Origin of the sequence: Pseudoalteromonas sp. CST2 (assembly GCF_028599385.1) — a bacterium.
Taxonomy (GTDB): domain Bacteria; phylum Pseudomonadota; class Gammaproteobacteria; order Enterobacterales; family Alteromonadaceae; genus Pseudoalteromonas; species Pseudoalteromonas atlantica.
Genome location: NZ_JAQREO010000015.1, coordinates 1 through 24079, shown reverse-complemented (window position 1 = coordinate 24079; position 24079 = coordinate 1). Strand labels below are relative to the sequence as shown.

Below are 24079 nucleotides of genomic sequence, written 5' to 3'. Positions count from 1 at the left end.
TTTTCCCAAACCTAAGCCGAGCATAGCCCTGTATGCTCGGCTTTTTTAATGCCTAATTAATACCCAACAAAAGGGGGGGGTTAAAAACGATAGTTAACCGACATCATCACAGTCGTGGTGTTATCGGTATCAATAATGGGTGAGTCTTCAATATCAGAATCGAGCTGCTTATAGTTAACCATGGCATTTACGTTCCAGTTTCTATTAATGTAATACATTAAAAATAAACCCGCATTGTAGTTAACCGTAGAACCAAGTTCGTAAGGCGCATAGGTGGTAGATTCGCCCTGTGCTACACCATAATAATAGTTAGATACATCACTGCTATTTAGCTCAACGCCTACAGAAGGAACGAGCATTAGTTGTTTAGATAACTTAATAGGGTAACTGTAATTGGTTTTAAATTTAGCGCCATCGCCGTGGCCTATTACATCATGAGTAGCACTGGCGCTTATTTTACCAAAGCTTGCAGTGTAGCTAACCTGAGTGCCTGCGTAGAGTGATAGCTTTCTATCGTCTAAGGCTTTTATGGCTGCAAGGTCTGAATCTGAGGTATCAAAGTTATCACCTGGCTCTAAAACTAATGACCAGTTAAAACCTTGCTCTTCCACTAATTTATAATCAAGCGACAAACCTTTAAAACTAAGCCTTTCGCCTTCGTAAGTAATGATAGGTAAAAATAGCGTTTCACCGTCGGTACCTGCATAAGGTGAGCTGGTAGAAATGACACCGCCCCCTAATGAAAACTGCGACTCAGCTTGAGCAGTAATACTGCCAAGTGCAAGTGTGCCAACTAATAACCGTAGTGAGTTTTGTATATAAGTGTTCATGGGAGCCTTGGTGTTAAGTAAAAAGTGAAAATTGTTTGCGATAAGTAAAGTGTGCCGCAACGCTATTAGGCTTTAGTGTAGCTATATTTTTGATTGGCGTTTGTAAGAGAGTGTATGAAAGTTTATCTGAATGTAAGTGGCTAAATTGCATTGAAGACGTTGATCACATAAGTTGAATAAAGGCATACGTTTGATTAGATTAATAAAATGGGAATGAGGATAAACCAATGAGCAACCCTATTTTAAAAAGTGCCAGCTTTGATCCCAAAGTGAAGCAATACTGGATGACCATGGCATGCTTTTTTAGTGCCGTTGCACTAGTGACCATTCCACTTATACCTGTGGTGTTATTTGTTGTATGGCTGGTGGCGGGTAAAATATTGGCCGCTATGTCGGCGCAATTACTCACGCAAAAGCTGGTGGTTAAACGCGGCATTTTATTTAAAGAAGAAAAATCTATACCGCTTGAAAAAATAACCGATGTGGGGCTGAACCAAGGGCCGCTTATGCGCTTTTTTGGGTTATACCGCTTAAGCTTTGAAACTGCAGGGCAGTCGGGTCATGGCGCATTGGTGTCATTACTTGGTGTTGAAAATGCCAGTGAGTTTAGAGAGGCCATACTTGAGCAAAAAGATAACTTAGCTGCGCAAGCCCCTAAAACACAGGAACTTGCTGAAGATCACCTCAACCAAGCATTACTTGCTCGCTTAGTTGAGGTAGTAGAGCGCATAGATACGCGTTTGGCAGCTTTAGAGGCGAAGCGTTAAGCGTTTTGTAATTGAGCCTGACCTGCCAGCATACTTAGCTCTTTGGTACGGCTTTCAACAACCTGATATTCGCGCGCTTTAATTGTGCTTATATAATTCCACTTAGCACTGGCTTTTGCAGGTGTAAATGTAACGGTTAAATAGCCGCGCTCTACTAAATTATTATAAGCAAGGTCATCAACTAATAAGGCAATTACTTGCTCTATTTGCGCTACGGTTTGTGCATCTTGTGTGTTTAGCGCTAAATATTCTTCAAGCCCTGGTGATGAAACCGATGCCGTTGCAAATTCCACCCCAGCATTTTGTGAGGCTGCAATAGGGTTACTGGCATCAGTTTTAAGCTGTCCCGCCCAGCCGTTATGAGTATCTCCGGCTAAAACTACTAAGTTTTTTTGTGCTGCAATAGCGGTGCCTAATAATACTTCTCGCTCGTAGGCATAGCCATCCCACGCATCAAGGTTATACGGTATGGTGGTTTGAACACGGGCAAGCTCTGCCTCGGTTACACTTGGGTCGCCCGCTAATACACGGCCTTTAATTTGCGCCAGCTCTGCAAATAATACATTGGCCTGTGCGAGCAATTCACTTGGATCGCCTCCGTTTGCCTGTGCACTTTGTAAGCTAGCAAGTAGTAACATGACCTCTACTGGTAAGTGCATTTTTGTCATTAGTACTTGTTGCCCTAGCACTTGCCACTGTGTGCTTGAGGTAGTGATGGCATCACTAAGCCATGTAAGTTGTTCACTGCCTAATAATGCACGGTCTGTTGCGCCTATTGCTGCAGCAAATGCGCTTTGCCCGGCAAGGGAGGTAAGGTCAAAATCACTGTAGTTAAGCTGCTCATCACGGGCTAATACACGGGTATCTAGCATGTATAAAGAGACTAAATTACCAAACTCAAAGCGTCGGTAAATACGTTCTTTGTCGGCTACATTACGAATTGGCATCCACTCAAAGTAGGCTTGTAGTGCATTGAGTTTACGTTGGCTAAATTCGCCTTCACCTTCGTTATGATTTTCTGCGCCTTCGCGCCATGTGTCGTTGGTGATTTCGTGGTCGTCCCACACTGTTATAAATGCACAGTGGCTATGGGCTGCTTGTAAGTCGGCATCGAGGCGATAATTTGCATAGCGTTTTCTATAATCGGTCAGTGCGATAATTTCGCTGCTGTTATCTAAGGGCAGCAGTCGGTCTAACTGTGCGGCGTCTTCGGTTGCATAACCCGTATTGCTGTATTCGTATATGTAATCACCTAAGTGCAGTACCGCATCTAAATCGCTTTGCTTAGCAATTTCGCCATACACATGAAAATACCCGGCAGGGTAATTTGCGCACGATACAACGGCTAATTTCACCTGATCAACCGCACCGACAGGAAGCGTTTTTCCTTGTCCGATAGGGGAGGTTTTTCCGTGTGCGTTGAAGCGATAGTAATAAATGGTGTTGGCATCAAGCCCTTGTAAATCAACTTTAAGAGTAAAGTCGGTGGTATCACTGATATGTGTTTCACCATCGTGAACAATATTTGTAAAGCTTTGGTCGGTGGCGGCTTGCCATTGTACTTTTAACGATTTAGTTGTTACATCGAGTGGGGTTACACGGGTCCAAATAATTAAGCTATCGCTTAGCGGGTCGCCGCTGGCAACGCCGTGGTCAAAGCTAACGGGAGTGTCGTCATCATCGTCAAAACGACAGCCTGTTAAACCAAGTGATAATACGGCAGCGCCAAATCCTGCTGCCGATGCTTTTAAAAAACTTCTCCGTGTAAATGCCATTGCTTTGTACCTGTAAAGTGTAAAAAGCAAAGTGTAGGCAATTTAGGTTACTTTTTTGTGAAGCAATTAAAAAACTTCACTTACTTGCGTTGCATTACACGTAATAACGGTAACGTTTTCGTAGCCTACGCGGGTTAGCGCTTCTGCACCTAAAGTGGCGCGGGCACCGCTGGCACAATGTAAGTAAATAGGGCGTGCAGCGTCTTTTTCTATTTCCATTAGCTTCATTTCGAGTAATCCGCGTGGAATATTTATTGCCCCTACCGCAGCTACATTGGCATGCTCAGCGGGTTCGCGTACATCAATAAGTAAACCTTTATTTTGTTCTAACTCTTGCTTAGCTTGCGCTGCATCAATACGGCGTTGGTTAGGTGTGATAATTTTTAGTAAATCAGGAATTGAAGTAAGCATTAGTCTGTAAATCCTCTTTTGCGCAAAAAAGTCATTAATGGGCACCATTTAGTGTAGGCGGATTGCACTAAGTTAATACCAATAAATAACGTTAAAAATTGAAAGTTACTATCAACAAAGTAGCTTAAAAGCACAGAAATTGTAACGGCACTTCCGCCAATTAAGAGGATGGCGTCACTTATTTTCATGAATTGACCTCAATATTAGTTTTTTCTAATGTTAATTATATTAGAACTTGCTAATGTAAAAGTCTATAATTAAAACACGCAAAATAATTAAGTATCACTATGAATATTGAACAACTTGCAGAAAACGCTCAGCAGGCAGAGCAATTTTTAAAATTAATGGCAAATAAAAACCGTTTAATGATTTTATGTAGTTTATTGCAAGGTGAACAAAGTGTAGGTGAGTTAAATCAAAATGTTCCGTTGGCGCAGTCTGCTTTGTCTCAGCATTTGGCGAGTTTACGTAAAGCCCAGCTAGTGGCAACTCGCCGTGAGGGACACACAATTTATTATTCGTTAATCGACCCAAAGGTTGAGTCGATTATTACGTTACTTTACGAATGGTTTTGTAAGCAAAGTACGGCTGAGTAATTTGCTTTAAATAAAAGTGGCAATCTCATCAAGCGACTTTTTATCAAGTGCATGGGCAGGTACAGTTGCATCGTCACTTGGGTAGCCCGCAATAAGTAACATGTAAGGACGTTCGTTGTCTTTGTCGCGCTTACAAATGTCGGTTAAAAAACTCATTGGTTTAGGTGTATGGGTAAGCGTAGCTAAGCCACAGCGGTGCAGGGCTTGTATTAAAAACCCAGTAGCCAGCCCTACTGATTCGTGCACATAATAATTGGTGTTTTTATCATCCGTATTCACACCGCCTTTTTTTTGACTAAACACTGCAATAAGCCAAGGCGCATGTTCTAAATAGGGTTTATTGGCGTCGGTACCTAATGGTTTTAGCGCATCAAGCCACTCTTCTCCTGCTCTGCCTTCATAAAAAGAGCGCTCTAGTTTTTCGGCGGCCTCTCTTATTTGTTTTTTTACATCGCTACTGTTTATAGCTACAAAATGCCACGGCTGATGATTCGCTCCACTTGGCGCGGTACCTGCTGCTTTAATACAGGCTTCAATTATATTTTTAGGCACAGGTCGGTCGCTAAAGCTGCGAATACTATGGCGGCGCTGGCTGGTTTGTAAAAATTCGTTTGCGCGTTTTAGCATTTCATCGTGAGGGTATTCTATAAAATCGTTTAGTGGTTGGCTTTGATGTTTTTGCATGGCTTTACGCTTCTTATAAAGTGTGTGTGTGGTTTTTATACCGACTGAATAAATGCGAGGCAAGTATTATTACCTGTTGTGTTTATTTATTGTTACAAAATTAACCATGGTGTAACTTATGTTCCTTTTTTTAATGTGGTATAAAAAGCGCAATAAAAAAACTATTAAAATTCAAGGAAGTAAAAATGCTATCAATAACAGGGTTATCTAAAACCTACGATAATGGCGTACATGCACTACAAGGTGTTGATTTATCTATAGGAAAAGGAATGTTTGGGCTGCTTGGGCCAAATGGGGCCGGTAAATCATCACTAATGCGTACTATTTCTACGTTGCAATCTGCCGATTCGGGTTCAATTACTTTTGATGGTATTGATGTTTTTAAAGACCCACAGGCTCTGCGCCAACGTTTAGGTTACCTACCGCAAGATTTTGGTGTATACCCACGTGTTAGTGCTTACGACTTGCTAGACCATATGGCTGTTTTAAAGGGCATTCATAATAAAGGCGAGCGTAAAGAGTCGGTAGAAGGCTTGCTTGCACATACTAATTTATATCAACATCGCTCAAAAGCGGTAAGTGGCTTTTCGGGCGGTATGCGCCAGCGTTTTGGTATTGCACAAGCCTTACTAGGTGACCCTGATTTACTAATTGTTGATGAACCAACAGCAGGGTTAGATCCTGAGGAGCGAAATCGTTTTCATAACTTGCTAGTAAGCTTAGGCGAGCAAAAAGTCGTTATATTATCGACCCACATTGTTGAAGATGTGGCAGAGCTGTGCCCAAACATGGCCGTACTGGCAGGCGGAAAAATACTATTAGAGGGTAACCCCATTGCCCTTACCGATAAACTCCAAGGCCAAATTTGGCGCAAAGCCATGAGCCAAGAAGAAGCACTAGAGCTTGAGCCGCAACTGCCTGTTATTTCAAAACGCTTATTTGCTGGGCAAACCATATTACATGTATTAGCCAATGAAGCCCCTGAAGGTTTTGAGCTCAGCAGTGCAAACCTAGAAGATGTATATTTTTCTACGTTGCTTAATCATCGTAACAGCCAAGTAGCATAAGGGGGCGCTATGTTTTTTAATATGCTCGCGTTTGAGCTGCGCTATTTTGTGCGCCAGCCTTCGTTTTATGTGACCTCATTAATATTCTTTTTTATGGCGTTTTTTATAAGCTCCAGTAGTAAGTTTCCGCTAGGTGGGGCTAATGTTCATATGAATTCGCCTTATACCATTATGGTTTTAACGGTTACCTTTTGTACGCTTGCTATGTTTTTAGTGGTTAACTTTGTTGCAAGCTCAGCGATTCGCAACAGCGAGACCAAAATGGATGAGCTGGTGTTTAGTAAGCCCGTTAACCCGCTTGCTTATCAATCAGGGCGTTTTTTTGGTTCTTACTTAGTTGTACTTATCGTGTTTTTAAGCGTGCCACTAGGCGTGTTTTTGGGAACTCAATTTGGCTTGTTGGTTGGCTGGCTTGATAGTGAGCTAGTAGGCCCTAATAAGTTTATATATTACGCTGCGCCTTTTTTATATTTAGCGGTGCCAAGCTTATTGGTGCTCAGTGCTATTTTTAATAGTGTGGCGGTTTATTTTAAAACCATGATGGCGGTATATGTAACGGCCGTGGTGATCTATATAAGCTACCAATTGGCGAGTATCTATTTTGACGATTTAGCGTTTAGAAATATTGTTGTTTACGCAGACCCATTTGGCACTGGGTCGTTAATTGACTTAACCCGTTACTGGACTGTAAGTGATAAAAATACTGAAGTGTTAACACTTTCGGGCGATTTTTTAATTAACCGTATTTTATGGGTAGCAATAAGTTTAGCGATGTTTTTTGGCCTCGGAAAGTTAGGTAATCGCGTAGTCACTAAAAAGCAGAAAAAGCAATTTGCTGTTTCTACGTTTGTAAAAAACAAACAAGCAGCACTTATTAGCAGCGCTAAAAATTACAAGTCAAAAGGGGTCAATACGCAATCGCAATTAGTAATGCGCAGCTTATTTGAGCTTAAGCAGGTTATATTAAGTGCTCCTTTTATGATTTTAGCGGGTGTCAGTATTATTACGTTACTCGCACCACTTTTTGCGCCTATTGGCGCATATGGCACAACAGATTGGCCGCTCACACAAAACATGGTGGGCATTATTCAAAACGCCTCCGCTATATTTATGTTTATTATTATTGCTTATTACAGCGCAGAGCTGGTTTGGCGAGAACGCCACAGTGGTATGGGCGATATTGTTGACAGCTACCCGGTGCATAACAGTGTGTTTTGGGTATCTAAAATTATTGCGCTAATCACTGCGGTTTGTGGCCTTTATTTAGTAGGCATGATGTTTACCATTGCGGTGCAACTATTTAAGGGGCAATTTAACCTAGAGCTTGGCCAGTACTTATTTAGGTTGGGTTACCTTACATTATTGCCTTTAATTATGATGGCTATTTTGGCGTTCTTTTTACAAATAATTAGCCCTAACAAATACATAGGTATGGGTTTATTTATTCTGTATTACATTGCTCAAATGGTAATGGGTGCTTACGGGTTTGAGCATCATATGTATCATTTTTCACAAAGCAGCAGCGTACCGTATTCAGACATAAACGGTTACGGGCATTTTTTACAAGGCGCGCATTGGTATACCCTATATTGGGGCGCATTGAGTGTGTTTTTAGCTATTGTAGGGTTTGCTTTATGGCATCGTGGTCCATCGCAAACATTGCGTACGCGTTTATCTTTAGTGCGTTACAACATGTCTTTAAAAGGCCAGATTGCAGCCGTTATAAGTTTATTGGTATTTGTGGGCGCGGGTTATAACATTTATTACAACACCCGTGTAATCAATGAGTTTGTAACAAGTGATGATAACGAAGCGCTACAAGTAAGGTATGAGCAAGAGTTCTCACAATACAAAGACTTGCCACTGCCTATAATAACTGATGTTGATTTACACATTGATATTTATCCTAAAAAACGTGCTTTAAATGCCGTGGCTAAAATTAAGTTTACCAATACCGCAAACGAGCCAATAACCCGTGTGTTAATTAACGAGCCTAGCCAATCTAAAAGCTGGGATGTAAAAATGGCGGGCGGAAAAATAGTTGAGCGTTTAACCGATTTTGGCATGGTATGGTTTGAGTTTGAACAACCGCTAATGCCTAATGAAGTACGCGAAGGTGAGCTTTCTGTTACTCGTGAACACGACGGTTTTGTTGATAGAGGCTCTGATACTCAACTCGTGCACAATGGTACATTTGTAAATAATGGAGAATTATTACCAAATTTTGGTTATCAAAAGTATTTTCAAATTGCGGATAAGTATGAGCGCCGTAAGCACGATTTACCCGAGCTTGAACGTGCACATAAACTAGAAGACAGCCGCTATTATACGCAAAATGAGTTTGGGCCTGCTAATGGCTTTATAAACTACAAGGCAACGGTGACCACCGATGAGTCACAATTTGCTATTACACCCGGTTACTTAAAAAGTGAGAGTGTAAAAGACGGACGACGTACTTTTGTTTATGAAATGGATTCCCCTATTATAAACTTTTATTCTGTTCTTTCGGCGGAGCTTGAAAGCAAAAAGGTTGAACATAACGGTGTAAATATTGAGGTGTACTACCACAAAGATCATGCATGGAATGTTGACCGTATGATTGAGTCGGTACAAGACTCAATAGATTACTACACGCAAGCCTTTGGGCCATATCAGCATAAGCAGTTACGTATTATTGAGTTTCCTAAGTATCGCTCGTTTGCGCAAAGTTTTGCCAATACGGTACCTTACTCAGAAAGTATTGGCTTTATTACAGACTTAAGAGATGAGAGTAAAGTTGACCTACCTTACTATATAACCGCACATGAAGTTGCACACCAATGGTGGGGGCATCAAGTATCTGGGGCTAATGTAGAAGGCAGTGCCGTTATTTCTGAATCGCTCTCCCAATACAGTGCGCTTATGGTGCTAAAAAAACGCTTTGGCGCCGAGAAGCTTCGTAAATTCTTAAAGTACGAGTTAGATAAATACTTAATGGGCCGCACAGGCGAAGCCTTTGAAGAAATGCCGCTGTATAAAACGCAGTCTCAACAATATCTTCATTACAATAAAGGCTCAGTTGCGATGATGGCGATTTATGACCGATTAGGGGAAGAGCGCTTAAATGCAGCACTTAAAGCGTTTTTGAATGAGTTTAAATACCAGTCAACGCCATACCCAACTACGCTTGATTTACTTAGCTATTTAAAACAAGACGCAACGCAAGCGGAGCAACGTTTTATTGAGGATCAGTTTAAATATATAACGCTTTATGAGCTTGAAATGAAAGCAGTTTCGGTTACAGATGATGTTGATAGCGAAGGTTTTTATACAGTAACACTGAGCGTTGAAGCAACTAAGCAGCATGCCGATGGACAAGGTGAAGAAACCGAGCAACCACTCGATGAGCTAATTGATATTGCATTATTTAGCGATGATCCTGAAAACCTTCTCGCTGAAGACTTTGTTATTTACTCGCAAAAGCATCAAATAGTCTCTGGTACTAATGCTATTGAGCTAAAAGTAAAAGAAAAGCCAGTGTACGCAGGGGTAGACCCGTACATTAAGCTTGTAGATAAAGACAGTAAAAACAACCTAGCTAAGTTTTAACGATTAACGATTAGTAATTAACTGAAAGGCCGCCTTTAATGCGGCCTTTTTTGTTTTAGCGAATTACTAATACCAATGCGCAATAAAGCTTAATAAAGCGAATTAGCATATTGGTAAAAAGAGGTAATAGCAGCGAGGAGCTCGGCGGTTAACTGAAGTGGGTTTTATAGTAAGGTGCTTTAGTCGCTAAAATTAAAAGGCGCTGTGAATATTTAGGGTGTCCTAAACGAGAAAAGGGCCAAAAGGCCCTTAGTGTTGCAGCAAGTAACACATTTTGTTTTAAAGCGTAAAGTCTACAGCGTAGCCTACGTAAACTTTAACATCTGACTCATCCATGTCGGTGTCAGATACGCCAAAAGTAAAACCATCTTTTGATACAGAGATACCGTAATCAATAATATTATCATCGCCTATAAAGTCGCCAGAGTAGTGACCTAAGTGCAGCGCAACCTCAGTACCATTGCTGCCAACAGCAAAGCTGTAATCGGCATTTAGGTATAATGAATCGCCAAAGTCGGTGCCATCGCCATCTGCCGCTGAAGTGGCAAGGATTGCAGCGCCAAAGGTGAAACCTTCTGCGCTGATGCTACCGTAAATTTCAGAGAAATCAGCATCTGCCTCAGAAGCTGCATCCGGGTAAGCGTAATAAATGTAACCTACATCGTAGCTAAATGTGTCGTTAATATCGCCACCAAAACCCGCGTAAACATCAAGCTCGTAAGTCATTTCATCGGCCCATGAAGCATTTGATGCCCAAGTACCTACATAAAAGCCTGACTCGTCAGCGTAATCAATACCGCCAGAAATAGCAGCATCGCCCCCAGTTTGCTCTTGACCACGCCATAAGTAGTTAGACGTAGCCGCTGCGTTTGCTGTTACTTCTGCATGTACGGCTGTTGATGTTAAAGATGTAGCACCTAATAAAGCTATTGCGCTAATTGCGATGGTTTTTTTTAGTTTTAGCATGTCCATTTCCCGTTATATGATTTTTATCGCCTAGGTTTTTATTCTCTTATTGGCAACCCTTTGACTGGCGGTGTTTTATTGTTTAACTGGGAATGCAATTGCACTGTATGTGCCAGCTTAAAATAATTTCTATAAAACTGGTTTTTTACTTTTATAAAACAATATGTTGAGAAGTTTTAGAAGAGGGGATGATTGAGGTGGTTAATTAAAAAACGCACACTGCTGGTGCATAAATTAACCTAACTGCACCAGAAAAATACAGTTAGGTTAGGTAAATTTAGCCAAATATAGTGCGCATAAGACTAATTGTTTCGTTTACTCCGCGGCCTTTTTGTACTTCGCTAATAATAGAGTCGCGTTTGCTACGAATATGCTCGGGAATGTCATCGGCTGCAAGTGCACGGTCTACAAGTATTTCGGCTGACTCTTTACCTCTGCGCTGTGGTTTTCCCGCACTTGTTGTGCTGCGTTTAGGTTTATTTAATAGCTTAATATAATTTGAGTTGTCGGCCGTGCTGGCATCTGCATAGTAAAAAAAGCACGGTAATAATGCTTTTATACTAACTAGTTGCTCTTCTAGTTCATTGCTGCCATTAGCCATTTTAAACCACGACATAGCATGAATGCTTTGTACTATATCTTGCCAGTAGCGCTCAAAGTCGCGATTGTTTAATTTTGTAATACCTAAAGCTGCGCATAATGCATCAAGACGGCTATTGCTAATTGGCGTAAACACATCTGGGCGGCGCATTGCTAATAAACGTGTAGCAGGGGCAAGGGTTGGTTTTTCATCGCTACCGTTAAAGGCAAGTAAATAAGCAACAACAAACTGTTGGTAATCAGCTTCGCTCACATCACCTTCAAGCGGGATGTTAGCAAGTGCATCGTCAAACGCGCCAGGCAAGTCGGCTAGCATTTGATGAAAACCCTTTGCACTTTTTGTTGATGCGAACCATTCAACATCAAAGTTATAGGTGCTTGGGTCGAGCGTGGCAGTGTGTTTACCACTAAATGCCAGTAAATCCTCTGGGATCATATCTTTTAGTGCTTGCTCACGAATGCTTTGCAAATACGTAGTAAGGCGAAGCTGTTCGTCCAGTGCAATAAGTTCTTTGTGTTGCTCTACAAACATACTAATAACAGGCCAAGGTGCTACACGTAGTGTTTTAAGCTGTAAAAAGCTAATTGCTGAGGTTAGCTGGTCGTGCAGCTTTTTTAAAACTGGCAGTTGTTGTGGCTCTAGTAAATCGTAATTTATACGGTCTTTACTTGCACTTAGCAGCTCATAACACCAGCCTAAAAAATCCTCTGGGTGGTTTTCTACTTTCACGGCCATTAGGTTTAGGCTTAGTTCTGAAGCTTGCTTCAAGATGTTTTGGTAAATTTGACTTTCTTGTTCGCCTAGCGCCATTTTTGACGGTGAAATTAGCAGTTTTTTCATGCCTTGTAGAGTCTCCAAGTAGATACATTTTTTAGCTGCTTTATTTTAGCGCAAATACGCCAATAGCAACAGGGCCGTGCATCATACCTAACAATTCAAGGGATGCAATGTTGTAGGGTTTAATACTTGGTTAGATTTAAACTTGATGAGCTTTACTTTTAGTCACCAATTTCGCAACGTTTACTTTTAAGCATAAATTCATTTCAAATTAAATAAATTACAATAAAGTGCTTTTTTGTCACAACGACAATGATTTTAAAGCTAACACTCGCTATGATAAGAACATTATTTGCACGTTTGAAAGGATGATCATGAAGACCTTACTCAAAATTGTTGGTGTAATACTCTTACTTTGTATTGCGTTAATTATTGCCGCTCCGTTTTTAATCCCAACCGATACTATTTTTAATAAAGTATCTGAACAGGTTGAAAAAACAACAGGGCGCACACTTACTATTAAAGGTGATAAAACGCTTAGTGTATTTCCTGCATTAAAGTTAGAGCTTAACGATGTACACTTTGCAAACATGCAGACAGGCTCGCGCGACGACATGGCAAGTATGGAGCAATTAGCTGTGCATATACCATGGTTATCGTTATTTGGCGGCGAATTCAAACTTGATAAGTTTGTTATTAACGAGCCCAATATTTTATTAGAAACTGATAAAAACGGTAAAGCTAACTGGCAGTTGTTTGATGCTGTAGCAGAGCAGCCGCAAGAGCAAACTCAATCAGGTGAGGCTGTTAAACTACCAGAGAACTTTGATATAGAGTTAGGTGAAGTGGCTATTTACGGTGGTACGTTTACTTACCTAGATGGGCAAACAGGCGCTAAACAACAAATTAGTGACTTGGAATTGGCTATTTTACTTCCTTCACTACGTAAAACACTAGAGATCAAAGGCGGCATTACATATATGCAAGAGCGCTTTGAGCTTGATGTAAAACTTGATACGCCGGCAAAGGCAATTGAAGGGGCGACGTTTGAGGTTACTCAAAGCGTAGACTCTCGCTTGGTCGATCTTACTTTTAACGGCAGTATTGCTCGCCAAGGTAAAGATATAAAAGGCGAGTTAGCGCTAAGTGGCGACTCTGTTAAGGAGCTAGCAACTTGGCAAGGGGTAGACTTAAACGCTAAAGAAAATGCATTTAATGCGTTTAGTGTAAACGGTAAAATGCATCTTATAGATGATACGTTTAACTTAGAAGAGCTGATCGCTACCCTAGATGAATTAGAGATTAAAGGAAAAAGTGAAGTAAACTTAGGAAATAAACTAGCGGTTAATGCTGATATAGACCTAGGTATGCTTGATTTGAATCCCTACTTACCGGAGGTAGTCGCTAAGCAGCAAGCGCCGCAAAGCGAAGAACCTAAAGCCGCGCAGCCGATTGTTTGGGACGATACTAAAATTGATTTAAGCGCATTAAATGCACTTAATGCTAATGTAGTTATTCGCTCAAGCGGTTTAAAAGCTAACGATATTGAGCTAGGTGCTAATCAATTTACAGTCGATTTAAACAACAGCGTTGCTAAATTAAGCTTAGATAGCTTTAAAGCATATGAGGGCACTGGTAAAGGGGTTATCAACATAAATGCGCAGCAAACGCCGTATAAAATAAGCACAAATTTTGATTTAGCCGACATAGACGCACAACCGTTACTCACTGATGCAGCTGGCTTTGATAAGCTTATGGGTAAAGGGTCATTAAATTGGAATTTAACCACAACTGGGCAAAGTCAAAAAACCTTCATTAATGCATTAAATGGCAAGGTTAGCTTTGAATTTGCCGATGGTGCTGTTAAAGGCGCAAACGTGGCTGAGATGGTTCGCAAAGGCAAAGAGCTTATTACGGGTAATCTTGGGGCTGTGAGTGAAGGGCTTGATACAGGCTTTGAAGAATCAGAGCAAACAGATTTTTCTGCGCTCACCGGTAGCTTTAACTTTACTAATGGCGTGGGCCGTAATAACGACCTATCGCTGATGAGCCCACTTATTCGTATTACAGGTGAGGGCGATGTAGATTTGCCTAAAACCAATGTTGATTATCGCTTAGTGACCGGCATTGTTGATTCGATTGAAGGGCAAGGCACTACAGATGATAGTACAGGCTTTAAAATCCCACTGCGTATAGAAGGCCCATTTCATGACGTTGGCTTTAAGCTAGATGTAAGCAACGCGCTTAAAGATGAAGCAAAACAAAAGCTCGATGACGCCAAAGAGAAAGCAAAAGAAAAAGCCAAGGACAAAGTTAAAGATAAACTAAAAGGTTTATTTGGCTAACTATTAAACCCCACAAATAAATAATTAAGGCGCTATTTGCGCCTTGATTGTTTTATAACCACTTGTAAAATAGCTACATAGCGGTTTTTACTCAGTTTTAATCTGTCCTCCCCTTAAATTAATTAAAAAATAACCTACCACTCACTAGCCAATGCTGGTACAATTGCCCGCCCTTAAGAGACAACTCTGTTGTTTTTTGAGTGGGATTTAATCGAAGTGCCTTGATTTTAAACAAATTTAAGGCAAGTTGTAATTACTACACCGGAGGTCATTAACATGATCCAAATGCAAACTCAGCTGGAAGTTGCTGATAACAGCGGCGCTCGCAAAGTGCAGTGTATAAAAGTCCTTGGTGGTTCACACCGTCGCTATGCGGCAGTTGGCGATATCATTAAAGTTTCTGTGAAAGAAGCTATTCCTCGCGGTAAAGTGAAGAAAGGTGATGTTAAAAACGCGGTAGTTGTGCGTACCAAAAAAGGCGTTCGTCGTCCGGACGGTTCTCTGATCCGTTTCGATAGCAATGCGGCTGTTATCTTAAATGATAACTTGCAGCCAATTGGTACTCGTATCTTCGGCCCTGTGACTCGTGAACTTCGTAATGATAAGTTCATGAAAATTGTTTCACTAGCCCCAGAAGTACTGTAAGGAGTCTATCATGGCAGCAAAAATCCGTCGTGATGACGAAGTAATCGTACTAGCAGGTAAAGACAAAGGTAAGCGCGGCAAAGTGCTTTCAGTTGTTACCGAGTCTGGTCGAGTATTTGTCGAAGGCATTAACTTAATCAAGAAACACCAAAAGCCGGTTCCACAATTGAACCAAGCTGGCGGCATTGTTGAGAAAGAAGCGTCTATCGACGTATCAAACGTTGCGATCTACAACTCGGAAACGAGTAAAGCAGATCGTGTAGGTTTCAAGATTGAAGATGGTAAGAAATTACGTATCTTTAAATCTACTGGTAAAACTATCTAATAGTTGGAGTAGAATGATGGCGAAACTGCATGAAGTATATAAAGACAAAGTAGTTGCTGAGCTTCAAGAGAAGTTTGGTTTCAGCTCTGTCATGCAAGTCCCTCAGATCGAAAAGATCACATTAAATATGGGCGTGGGCGAAGCCCTAGCTGACAAGAAGATTTTAGATAACGCTGTTGCGGATCTAGAAGCTATCGCTGGTCAGAAACCTTTAATCACTAAAGCACGCAAATCTGTTGCTGGCTTCAAAGTGCGTGAAGGCTACCCAATAGGCTGTAAAGTAACCTTACGCGGCGAGCGTATGTGGGACTTTTTTGAGCGTTTGGTATCAATCGCTATCCCACGTATCCGTGACTTCCGTGGTGTGAGTGCTAAGTCTTTTGATGGACGTGGTAACTACAGCATGGGCGTACGTGAACAAATCATCTTCCCAGAAATTGATTACGATAAAGTAGACCGTGTACGCGGTATGGATATCACAATCACAACTTCTGCGAAATCTGATGAGGAAGGCCGTGCGTTGTTAGAAGCGTTTAACTTCCCATTCAAGAAATAAGGGTAGGGTTATGGCAAAGAATTCTATGAAAGCGCGCGAAGCAAAGCGCACTAAACTAGTTGCTCAGTACGCTGAAAAGCGTGCAGCACTAAAAGCTATCATCAGCGATGTTAACGCATCTGAAGATGATCGTTGGGACGCGGTACTTAAGCTTCAAGCTTTACCACGTGATTCTAGCCCTGCACGTCAACGTAATCGTTGTAACATTACGGGCCGCCCACATGGTTTCCTTCGCAAATTCGGCATGAGCCGTATTAAAGTTCGCGAAGCAGCTATGCGCGGTGAAATTCCTGGCCTTAAAAAGGCTAGCTGGTAATAGTATCACGGGAGTAAGACTATGAGCTTGCAAGATCCTATCGCGGATTTGTTTACACGTATCCGTAACGGTCAATCAGCGAAGAAAGTATCTGTAACGATGCCAACTTCAAAGCTGAAAGTAGCAGTAGCTAAAGTATTAAAAGACGAAGGTTACATCGCAGATTTCGCTGTAAACAGCGAAGCGAAACCTGAGCTTTCTATCGAGTTGAAATACTTCGAAGGCAAAGCTGTAATTGAAAATATCCAGCGTGTTAGCCGCCCTGGTCTACGTATCTATAAGAAACGTGACGAATTACCGAAGGTAATGGGTGGTCTTGGTATCGCTATCGTATCAACTTCTAAAGGCCTAATGACAGACCGCGCAGCACGTAGTGCTGGTGTTGGTGGTGAAATCATTGGCTTTGTAGCTTAATCGGAGGGGAACTATGTCTCGCATAGCAAAGGCACCAATCAATGTTCCTGCCGGTGTAGAAGTTACATTAAAAGGCCAGGACATCACAGTTAAAGGCAAAAACGGTGAACTTACTCGTACTATCAACAACGCTGTTGAAGTACAAGTTAACGACAACGTTATTACAACTTTACCTCGTGAAGGCGTAGCTAATGCATGGGCTCAAGCAGGTACTGCTCGCGCTCTAATCAACAACATGGTTGTTGGTACGCATGAAGGTTACGAGAAGAAACTTCAGTTAGTAGGTGTTGGTTACCGTGCTGCAGCTAAGGGTAAAGTTTTAGACTTAACACTTGGTTTCTCGCACCCAGTTAATTTCGAAGTTCCTGAGGGAATTACGATTGAAACTCCAAGCCAAACAGAAGTTCTAGTTAAGGGCGTAGATAAGCAGTTAGTTGGTCAAACAGCTGCTAACATTCGTGCATACCGTAAACCTGAGCCTTATAAAGGTAAAGGTGTTCGTTATTCAGATGAGAATGTACGCCGTAAAGAGGCTAAGAAGAAGTAAGGTAAGACGATGGATAAAAAAACAGCTCGTCTACGTCGTGCTAAACGCACTCGTAGAAATTATATTGAACAAGGCACAACGCGTCTTGTTATCCACCGCACGCCACGTCACATTTACGCTCAAGTAGTTAATGCTGAGGGTACTGTACTGGCTGCTGCTTCTACTGTTGAGAAAGCTATTAGCGAAACAGTTAAAGGCACAGGCAACGTTTCAGCTGCACAAGCAGTTGGTAAAGCGGTTGCAGAACGTGCGGCTGACAAAGGCATCGAAAAGATTGCTTTTGATCGCAGTGGCTTTAAATATCACGGCCGTGTGAAGGCGCTAGCTGATGCTGCGCGTGAAGCCGGTTTGCAATTCTAGGAGTAGACAATGGCTAACGTAGAAGCAAAGCAACAACAGCCTGATTTAGCTGAAAAGCTAATCGCGGTAAACCGTGTGTCTAAAGTAGTTAAAGGTGGTCGTATCTTTAGCTTCACTGCACTAACTGTAGTTGGTGATGGCGCAGGTAAAGTAGGTTTTGGTTATGGTAAAGCTCGTGAAGTTCCAGCTGCTATTCAAAAAGCAATGGAAAAAGCACGTCGCAACATGATCAATGTAGACCTAAATGGCAACACATTACAGCATCCTGTTAAAGGACGTCATGCTGGCTCACAAGTGTTCATGAAACCAGCATCTGAAGGTACTGGTATCATCGCAGGTGGTGCTATGCGTGCAGTACTAGAAGTTACTGGTGTGCAGAACGTACTTTCTAAATGTTACGGTTCTACCAACCCGATCAACGTAGTACGTGCAACGATTCAAGCTCTAGAGAACATGAACTCTCCTGAGTCAATCGCTGCTAAACGTGGTCTGCGCGTAGACGAAATTCTGGGGTAACCATGGCAAATAAAACTGTAAAAGTAACACAAGTAAAGAGCTCTATCGGTCGTTTACCGAAGCATAAAGCTACATTACGCGGTCTTGGTTTACGTCGTATCAACCACACTGTTGAGTTAGAAGACACAGCATGTGTACGTGGTATGATCAACCGAGTTTCTTACATGGTTAAGGTAGAGGGTTAATTTCATGCATTTGAATACACTTTCACCTGCTGCAGGTTCTAAAACTGCTCCAAAACGTGTTGGTCGTGGTATCGGTTCTGGTCTTGGTAAGACTGGTGGCCGTGGTCACAAAGGTCAAAAATCACGTTCTGGCGGTAAAGTACGCGTTGGTTTTGAAGGCGGTCAAATGCCTATGCAACGTCGTCTACCTAAATTTGGTTTCACTTCACGCAAATCGTTAGTATCTGCAGAAGTAAACCTTTTTGAAATCGCTAAAGTTGAAGGCGATGTGGTAGACCTAAACGCGTTACAAGCAGCTGGTCTAGTTAAAAAGAACGTTCTGTTCGTTAAAGTTGTTAAATCTGGCGAAGTTTCACGCGCTGTTACCGTTAAAGGCCTTAAGGCTTCTAAAGGTGCTCGCGAAGCTATTGAAGCTGCCGGAGGCAAGGTAGAAGACTAAGGAAGTACTAATGGCTAAACCAGGTCAAGATACACAAAGTGCACAAAGTGGACTTTCGGAATTGAAGCGTCGATTACTATTTGTTTTAGGTGCTATCATTATTTACCGTCTAGGTTCATTTGTGCCAATCCCTGGGATTGACGCCGCTGTACTTGCCGATTTCTTCGAGCAACAAAAGGGCACCATTGTTGAGATGTTCAACATGTTTAGCGGTGGTGCGCTTGAGCGAGCTTCAGTGTTAGCACTGGGTATTATGCCGTATATCTCGGCTTCGATTATTACGCAACTATTAACGCATATGTATCCTCCGTTTATAGAGCTTAAGAAAGAAGGTGAGCAAGGGCGTAAAAAAATTAGCCAGTACACACGCTACGGCACGCTTGTGCTTGCTACTATCCAATCAATCGGTATTGCAACTAGCTTACCGGGCATGATGGAAGGGTTAGTTGTTAACCCGGGTCTCGGTTTCTATTTCACCGCAGTGGTGAGTTTAGTAACTGGTACTATGTTCCTAATGTGGTTGGGCGAACAAATAACAGAGCGCGGTATCGGTAACGGTATCTCAGTTCTAATATTTGTTGGTATTGTAGCTAACCTGCCGTCTGCTATTGGTTCGACAGCCGAAATGGCGCGCCAAGGTGATTTGAATGTTTTTGTACTGTTGATGGTTGCGGTTATAGTATTCGCTGTTACTTATCTTGTAGTGTTTTTCGAACGTGGACAACGTCGTATCGTTGTTAACTACGCTAAACGCCAACAAGGTCGTCAAGTATTTGCTGCTCAAAGCACGCATTTACCACTAAAAGTAAACATGGCGGGTGTTATTCCACCAATCTTCGCTAGCAGTATAATTCTGTTCCCTGGTACAATTGCAAGCTGGTTCGGCCAGGGTGAAGGTCCGGTCGCTGATGTGCTACAAGCTATTGCAACAACGTTGACTCCAGGTCAGCCTTTGTATGCGATGGTGCTAGCAGCAGCTATCATCTTCTTCTGCTTTTTCTACACAGCGTTGGTTTTTAACCCGCGTGAGACAGCAGACAACCTGAAGAAATCTGGCGCATTTATCCCAGGTATTCGTCCAGGTGAGCAGACATCTAAATACATTGATAAAGTGATGACACGCCTGACATTGGCAGGTGCTTTGTATATAACCTTTATCTGTCTGGTGCCCGAATTCATGACTATGGCATGGCAAACGCCATTCTATTTCGGCGGTACATCAATTTTGATTATCGTTGTAGTAATCATGGACTTTATGGCACAAGTACAGACTCACCTGATGTCACATCAGTATGATTCTGTGCTGAAAAAAGCGAACCTTAAAGGCTACGGCCGATAAGGTCAGTTTACGGAGTTGAGCAATGAAAGTACGTGCTTCCGTTAAGAAAATATGCCGTAACTGTAAAGTTATTAAACGTGCTGGTGTAGTACGCGTAATTTGCAGTGAGCCTAAGCATAAGCAAAGGCAAGGCTAAGTAAACAGTCGTGCAGGCTGAGATTTCTCGGCCTGTGTTTTTAGTTGTGATTTGGTCTTCGTTTGAGTATCCTTACGGGCTTTTCAAACTTTTGATTACCAAATTCAAATATAGGAGATGTGTTAGTGGCCCGTATCGCTGGCATTAACGTCCCTGATCATAAACATGCAGTTATTGGTTTAACAGCTATTTATGGCATAGGTAAGACTCGCTCTAAGGCTATCTTAGAAGCGACTGGTATCGCCGAGACCACAAAAATCGGTGAACTTTCAGACGAAACTCTTGACGTACTGCGTGATGCAGTTGGCAAGTACACTGTAGAAGGTGACCTTCGTCGTGAAGTTACTCTAAATATCAAGCGCCTTATGGACCTTGGTTGTTTCCGTGGCCTACGTCACCGTCGCTCTTTACCACTACGTGGTCAAAGAACAAAGACTAACGCGCGTACCCGTAAGGGTCCTCGTAAGCCTATTAAGCGATAAGGGGATAGTATTATGGCTAAGACACCAATTCGTCGTAAAAAGGTTAAAAAGCAAGTTGCTGATGGTATGGCTCATGTTCATGCGTCTTTCAACAACACTATTGTAACAATTACCGACCGTCAAGGTAATGCACTATCATGGGCTACTGCCGGTGGTTCAGGTTTCCGTGGTTCACGTAAATCTACACCATTTGCTGCTCAGGTTGCTGCAGAGCGTGCAGGTACTGCTGCTCAAGAATACGGTTTAAAAAATCTAGAAGTTTTCATTAAAGGTCCAGGTCCAGGTCGTGAATCTGCTGTACGTGCTTTGAATGCTGCTGGTTACCGTATCACCAACATTACTGACGTGACGCCAATACCACACAATGGTTGTCGTCCACCGAAGAAACGTCGCGTTTAACAATAGGTTAGGAGAAATAACATGGCAAGATATTTGGGCCCTAAGCTCAAGCTGAGTCGTCGTGAAGGTACTGACCTGTTCCTTAAGAGCGGCGTAAGAGCTATCGACTCTAAGTGTAAACTTGAGACTGCACCTGGTCAGCACGGCGCTCGTAAAGGTCGCTTATCTGATTACGGTTTACAATTACGTGAAAAGCAAAAAGTACGTCGTATCTACGGTGTATTAGAAAAGCAATTCCGTAATTACTACAAAGAAGCTGCTCGCCTTAAAGGTAATACAGGTGAAAACTTGTTACAGCTTTTAGAGCAACGTTTAGACAATGTTGTATATCGCATGGGTTTTGCTAGCACACGCGCTGAAGCACGTCAGTTAGTAAGCCACAAAGCGATTTTAGTTAATGGTCGTGTTGTGAACATTCCTTCATACGTAATTGCTCCAGAAGATACTGTAGTAATCCGTGAGAAGTCTAAAACACAAGCACGTATCATCGCTGCTCTAGAGTTGGCTGAGCAACGTGAAAAGCCGACTTGGGTTGAAGTTGACGGTAAGAAATTGGAAGGTAGCTTTAAGCGCCTACCTGAGCGTTCAGATCTGTCTGCGGACATTAATGAACAACTAATCGTCGAACTTTACTCTAAGTAAAGTTAAGAGTTAAGAGAGGATAAAATGCAGGGTTCTGTTACAGAATTTCTAAAACCAAGGTTAGTCGATATCGACGCTATCAACCCAACGCGTTCTAAAGTAGTTTTAGAACCACTAGAGCGTGGCTTTGGCCATACTCTGGGTAATGCCTTACGCCGTATACTGTTATCATCTATGCCTGGATGTGCAGTAACTGAAGTTGAAATCGACGGTGTATTGCATGAGTACAGCGCGAAAGAAGGCGTACAAGAAGACATCATTGAAATACTACTAAACCTAAAAGGTCTAGCAGTAACGTTAGAAGGCAAAGATGAAGTTTTTCTGACCCTGACTAAATCTGGTGTAGGCCCTGTGACTGCGGCTGATATTCAGCACGATGGCGATGTAACAATTGCTAATCCAGATCACGTTATTTGTCATTTAACGACAGATAGCAGCGAGATCAGCATGCGTATTCGTGTTGAGCGTGGTCGTGGTTATGTGCCGGCATCTAGTCGTTTATCCTCTGATGACGATGAGCGTCCAATTGGTCGATTGCTGCTTGATGCATCATTCAGCCCAGTTGAACGTATTGCGTACTCGGTTGAATCAGCCCGTGTTGAGCAACGTACAGACTTAGACAAGTTAATCATTGATATGGAAACAAACGGCACTTTAGATCCTGAAGAAGCGATCCGCCGTGCGTCTACTATCTTAGCTGAGCAATTAGATGCATTCGTAGATTTACGTGATGTAACTGAGCCAGAAGAGAAAGAAGAGAAGCCAGAATTCGATCCTATTCTACTTCGTCCAGTTGATGATCTTGAACTAACAGTACGTTCAGCAAACTGTTTGAAAGCCGAGCAAATTCAATATATCGGTGATTTAGTTCAGCGCACTGAAGTTGAGCTTCTTAAAACGCCTAACCTAGGCAAGAAGTCTCTAACTGAAATAAAAGACGTGCTAGCTTCACGTGGTCTTTCTCTAGGCATGCGCCTAGAAAATTGGCCGCCTGCAAGCCTAGCTGAATAATCTAAATCACTATATTAGTTTAGTTAGAAGGATAGGGTCATGCGCCATCGTAAGAGTGGTCGTCAATTAAACCGTAACAGTAGCCATCGTAAAGCGATGTTCAGCAATATGGCAGGTTCTTTGGTGAAACATGAAATCATCAAAACTACTTTGCCTAAAGCGAAAGAGTTACGCCGTGTAATTGAACCTTTAATCACACTGGCTAAGACTGACAGTGTAGCAAATCGCCGTTTAGCGTTTGCTCGCACGCGTGATAATGAAGTAGTTGGTAAGTTGTTCAGCGAAATCGGTCCTCGTAATACAGACCGTCCAGGTGGTTACACTCGTATTCTTAAGTGTGGCTTCCGTGCTGGTGATAATGCACCAATGGCTTATATTGAACTAGTAGGTCGCCCAGCGACTAACGAAGAAGTTCAAGAAGACGCGCAGTCTGCAGAGTAAGTCTTTAAAGAGACACCAAAAAGCCGAGCTTAATGCTCGGCTTTTTAATGCCTAAAATTTGACATCCCTCCAAATAGTTACTTGATAATTACCTATTACCTATTACCTATTACCTATTACCTATTACCTATTACCTATTACCTATTACCTATTACCTATTACCTATTACCTATTACCTTCATTCTGTTAAACCGACTTAGTTAAACCAATGTAGTTATAAAGCCTGCATTCTCAAAAAGCTTAATTATGCGGTAACCCTATAAGTCGAGTGTATAAGGTTTATAAAACATACCCCAGGCTGTAAATGTACAGTGTAATTAGGATAGTGATAAAGCAATTTGGCCAACCAAACAGAGATATTTAATTTTAACTCGCTAATTTAGTGGGCTTAAGGCTACTTTTAGTAGAGTTTTTGAGCGTTTAGCTCAAATACTCAGCGAACAGTCATTTATTTCAAGTTTTCTTCAAAAAAGGGTTGATCTGTTTTCGGATCTCCCTATAATGCGACCCCACTGAGACGGCAGACAGCAACGCTTAGCGAGGCAAGAGTCAATCAGTGAGTTGAGTAAAACTTAGTTTTAAAAACTTTCAAGTTTAACAAAATTAAGTGTTGACAAAAAAATAGGAAAGCGTAAGATGCGCAGCCCTAGCGAGATAAAGTTTAACGCTTTAATCGCAACGTTCTTTAACAATATAAAGCAATCATCTGTGTGGGCACTCGTACAGATTGAGTTCTAACAGCCAAGCTTAGTTTACTAAGTGAGGCAAACAAATTTAGAGTCTCAATTGAAACTGAGTGACCAACAGCAATAACTTACTTAGGTTTTACTTAAGGAAAGAATTGCAGCACAGTCAATTCAATATCGAAAGATATTAAATAAATTCAGAATTCATTGAGCTGTCGAAAGACAAAAAACTT

The 24079-nt window shown here is 41.9% G+C and carries 29 protein-coding genes; 22 read left to right on the top strand and 7 right to left on the bottom strand.

The window, feature by feature from the left end; all coding sequences use genetic code 11:
- Nucleotides 1-80 precede the first annotated feature (80 nt).
- Nucleotides 81-830 (bottom strand): MipA/OmpV family protein, encoded by a 750-nt coding sequence (locus tag PSH41_RS16450; protein ID WP_273589527.1) that lies wholly within the window; start codon nt 828-830, stop codon nt 81-83.
- 227 nt (nt 831-1057) lie between these two features.
- On the opposite strand from PSH41_RS16450, the gene PSH41_RS16445 reads away from it, so the two are divergent.
- Entirely contained in the window at nt 1058-1597 is a 540-nt protein-coding gene (locus PSH41_RS16445) for a PH domain-containing protein (protein ID WP_096740265.1), read from the top strand.
- On the opposite strand, the gene PSH41_RS16440 is transcribed toward PSH41_RS16445, so the two are convergent.
- The 3 genes from PSH41_RS16440 to PSH41_RS16430 all read right to left on the bottom strand — a co-directional run bounded on the left by PSH41_RS16440 (nt 1594) and on the right by PSH41_RS16430 (nt 3971).
- Entirely contained in the window at nt 1594-3372 is a 1779-nt protein-coding gene (locus PSH41_RS16440; RefSeq protein ID WP_273589526.1) for an alkaline phosphatase D family protein, read from the bottom strand. The genes PSH41_RS16445 and PSH41_RS16440 overlap by 4 nt on opposite strands.
- Before the next feature lie 66 nt (nt 3373-3438).
- Nucleotides 3439-3783 (bottom strand): rhodanese-like domain-containing protein, encoded by a 345-nt coding sequence (locus tag PSH41_RS16435; RefSeq protein ID WP_004589222.1) that lies wholly within the window; start codon nt 3781-3783, stop codon nt 3439-3441.
- Entirely contained in the window at nt 3783-3971 is a 189-nt protein-coding gene (locus tag PSH41_RS16430) for a YgaP family membrane protein (RefSeq protein WP_004589221.1), read from the bottom strand. Before PSH41_RS16430 ends, PSH41_RS16435 begins: the two co-directional genes overlap by 1 nt.
- A 99-nt stretch (nt 3972-4070) precedes the next feature.
- Between PSH41_RS16430 and PSH41_RS16425 the strand changes: the two genes are divergently transcribed.
- Nucleotides 4071-4379 (top strand): ArsR/SmtB family transcription factor, encoded by a 309-nt coding sequence (locus PSH41_RS16425; protein WP_024033876.1) that lies wholly within the window; start codon nt 4071-4073, stop codon nt 4377-4379.
- Nucleotides 4380-4385: 6 nt separating this feature from the next.
- Here PSH41_RS16425 and PSH41_RS16420 read toward each other — a convergent pair whose 3' ends face one another.
- A complete protein-coding gene (locus PSH41_RS16420) occupies nt 4386-5063 on the bottom strand; it encodes a nitroreductase family protein (protein WP_039972480.1) in 678 nt (225 codons plus the stop codon).
- 185 nt (nt 5064-5248) lie between these two features.
- Between PSH41_RS16420 and PSH41_RS16415 the strand changes: the two genes are divergently transcribed.
- Together PSH41_RS16415 and PSH41_RS16410 are read left to right on the top strand one after the other, a co-directional pair.
- A complete protein-coding gene (locus tag PSH41_RS16415; protein WP_029773142.1) occupies nt 5249-6130 on the top strand; it encodes an ABC transporter ATP-binding protein in 882 nt (293 codons plus the stop codon).
- A gap of 9 nt (nt 6131-6139) precedes the next feature.
- Complete coding sequence (locus tag PSH41_RS16410) at nt 6140-9718, top strand: ABC transporter permease/M1 family aminopeptidase (RefSeq protein ID WP_273589525.1); 3579 nt, start codon at nt 6140-6142, stop codon at nt 9716-9718.
- A gap of 279 nt (nt 9719-9997) precedes the next feature.
- Here the strand turns inward: PSH41_RS16410 and PSH41_RS16405 are convergent, their stop codons facing one another.
- Both PSH41_RS16405 and PSH41_RS16400 read right to left on the bottom strand, forming a co-directional pair.
- Nucleotides 9998-10684 carry a TorF family putative porin gene (locus tag PSH41_RS16405; RefSeq protein ID WP_004589216.1) on the bottom strand — a complete coding sequence of 229 codons (687 nt, stop codon included), beginning with the start codon at nt 10682-10684 and terminating at the stop codon, nt 9998-10000.
- A gap of 277 nt (nt 10685-10961) precedes the next feature.
- On the bottom strand, nt 10962-12125 hold the full coding sequence (locus PSH41_RS16400; RefSeq protein ID WP_029773141.1) for a hypothetical protein: 1164 nt from the start codon (nt 12123-12125) through the stop codon (nt 10962-10964).
- Between the two features lie 311 nt (nt 12126-12436).
- Here PSH41_RS16400 and PSH41_RS16395 point away from each other — a divergent pair, with 311 nt between their 5' ends.
- From PSH41_RS16395 to rplQ, 18 genes are all read left to right on the top strand, one after another.
- A complete protein-coding gene (locus tag PSH41_RS16395; RefSeq protein WP_273589524.1) occupies nt 12437-14407 on the top strand; it encodes an AsmA family protein in 1971 nt (656 codons plus the stop codon).
- A gap of 276 nt (nt 14408-14683) precedes the next feature.
- Nucleotides 14684-15052: a 50S ribosomal protein L14 gene (gene rplN, locus PSH41_RS16390; protein ID WP_004589211.1), complete on the top strand. Its 369-nt coding sequence runs from the start codon at nt 14684-14686 to the stop codon at nt 15050-15052.
- A 10-nt stretch (nt 15053-15062) separates the two neighbouring features.
- Nucleotides 15063-15377, top strand: a complete 315-nt coding sequence (gene rplX, locus PSH41_RS16385) for a 50S ribosomal protein L24 (RefSeq protein ID WP_004589210.1) — start codon at nt 15063-15065, stop codon at nt 15375-15377.
- 16 nt (nt 15378-15393) lie between these two features.
- Nucleotides 15394-15933 (top strand): 50S ribosomal protein L5, encoded by a 540-nt coding sequence (gene rplE / locus PSH41_RS16380; RefSeq protein WP_004589209.1) that lies wholly within the window; start codon nt 15394-15396, stop codon nt 15931-15933.
- Nucleotides 15934-15943: 10 nt separating this feature from the next.
- Entirely contained in the window at nt 15944-16249 is a 306-nt protein-coding gene (gene rpsN / locus PSH41_RS16375) for a 30S ribosomal protein S14 (protein ID WP_004589208.1), read from the top strand.
- Nucleotides 16250-16270: 21 nt separating this feature from the next.
- Nucleotides 16271-16663, top strand: coding sequence for a 30S ribosomal protein S8 (gene rpsH / locus PSH41_RS16370; protein ID WP_004589207.1), 393 nt, complete (start codon nt 16271-16273; stop codon nt 16661-16663).
- 13 nt (nt 16664-16676) lie between these two features.
- Nucleotides 16677-17210, top strand: a complete 534-nt coding sequence (gene rplF / locus PSH41_RS16365; RefSeq protein WP_004589206.1) for a 50S ribosomal protein L6 — start codon at nt 16677-16679, stop codon at nt 17208-17210.
- Nucleotides 17211-17219: 9 nt separating this feature from the next.
- A complete protein-coding gene (rplR, locus tag PSH41_RS16360) occupies nt 17220-17570 on the top strand; it encodes a 50S ribosomal protein L18 (RefSeq protein WP_004589205.1) in 351 nt (116 codons plus the stop codon).
- Nucleotides 17571-17579: 9 nt separating this feature from the next.
- A complete protein-coding gene (rpsE, locus tag PSH41_RS16355) occupies nt 17580-18086 on the top strand; it encodes a 30S ribosomal protein S5 (protein WP_004589204.1) in 507 nt (168 codons plus the stop codon).
- Between the two features lie 2 nt (nt 18087-18088).
- Nucleotides 18089-18271, top strand: coding sequence for a 50S ribosomal protein L30 (gene rpmD, locus PSH41_RS16350; protein ID WP_004589203.1), 183 nt, complete (start codon nt 18089-18091; stop codon nt 18269-18271).
- A gap of 4 nt (nt 18272-18275) precedes the next feature.
- A complete protein-coding gene (gene rplO / locus PSH41_RS16345; RefSeq protein ID WP_004589202.1) occupies nt 18276-18710 on the top strand; it encodes a 50S ribosomal protein L15 in 435 nt (144 codons plus the stop codon).
- Between the two features lie 10 nt (nt 18711-18720).
- Nucleotides 18721-20049: a preprotein translocase subunit SecY gene (secY, locus tag PSH41_RS16340; RefSeq protein WP_004589201.1), complete on the top strand. Its 1329-nt coding sequence runs from the start codon at nt 18721-18723 to the stop codon at nt 20047-20049.
- Nucleotides 20050-20071: 22 nt separating this feature from the next.
- On the top strand, nt 20072-20185 hold the full coding sequence (gene rpmJ / locus PSH41_RS16335) for a 50S ribosomal protein L36 (protein WP_002959476.1): 114 nt from the start codon (nt 20072-20074) through the stop codon (nt 20183-20185).
- A 125-nt stretch (nt 20186-20310) separates the two neighbouring features.
- Entirely contained in the window at nt 20311-20667 is a 357-nt protein-coding gene (gene rpsM / locus PSH41_RS16330; protein WP_004589200.1) for a 30S ribosomal protein S13, read from the top strand.
- Nucleotides 20668-20679: 12 nt separating this feature from the next.
- A complete protein-coding gene (gene rpsK, locus PSH41_RS16325; protein WP_002959471.1) occupies nt 20680-21066 on the top strand; it encodes a 30S ribosomal protein S11 in 387 nt (128 codons plus the stop codon).
- Between the two features lie 21 nt (nt 21067-21087).
- Nucleotides 21088-21708 carry a 30S ribosomal protein S4 gene (gene rpsD / locus PSH41_RS16320; RefSeq protein ID WP_004589199.1) on the top strand — a complete coding sequence of 207 codons (621 nt, stop codon included), beginning with the start codon at nt 21088-21090 and terminating at the stop codon, nt 21706-21708.
- A 24-nt stretch (nt 21709-21732) separates the two neighbouring features.
- Nucleotides 21733-22719: a DNA-directed RNA polymerase subunit alpha gene (locus tag PSH41_RS16315; RefSeq protein ID WP_004589198.1), complete on the top strand. Its 987-nt coding sequence runs from the start codon at nt 21733-21735 to the stop codon at nt 22717-22719.
- Nucleotides 22720-22758: 39 nt separating this feature from the next.
- Entirely contained in the window at nt 22759-23160 is a 402-nt protein-coding gene (rplQ, locus tag PSH41_RS16310; protein ID WP_004589197.1) for a 50S ribosomal protein L17, read from the top strand.
- Nucleotides 23161-24079: the final 919 nt, after the last annotated feature.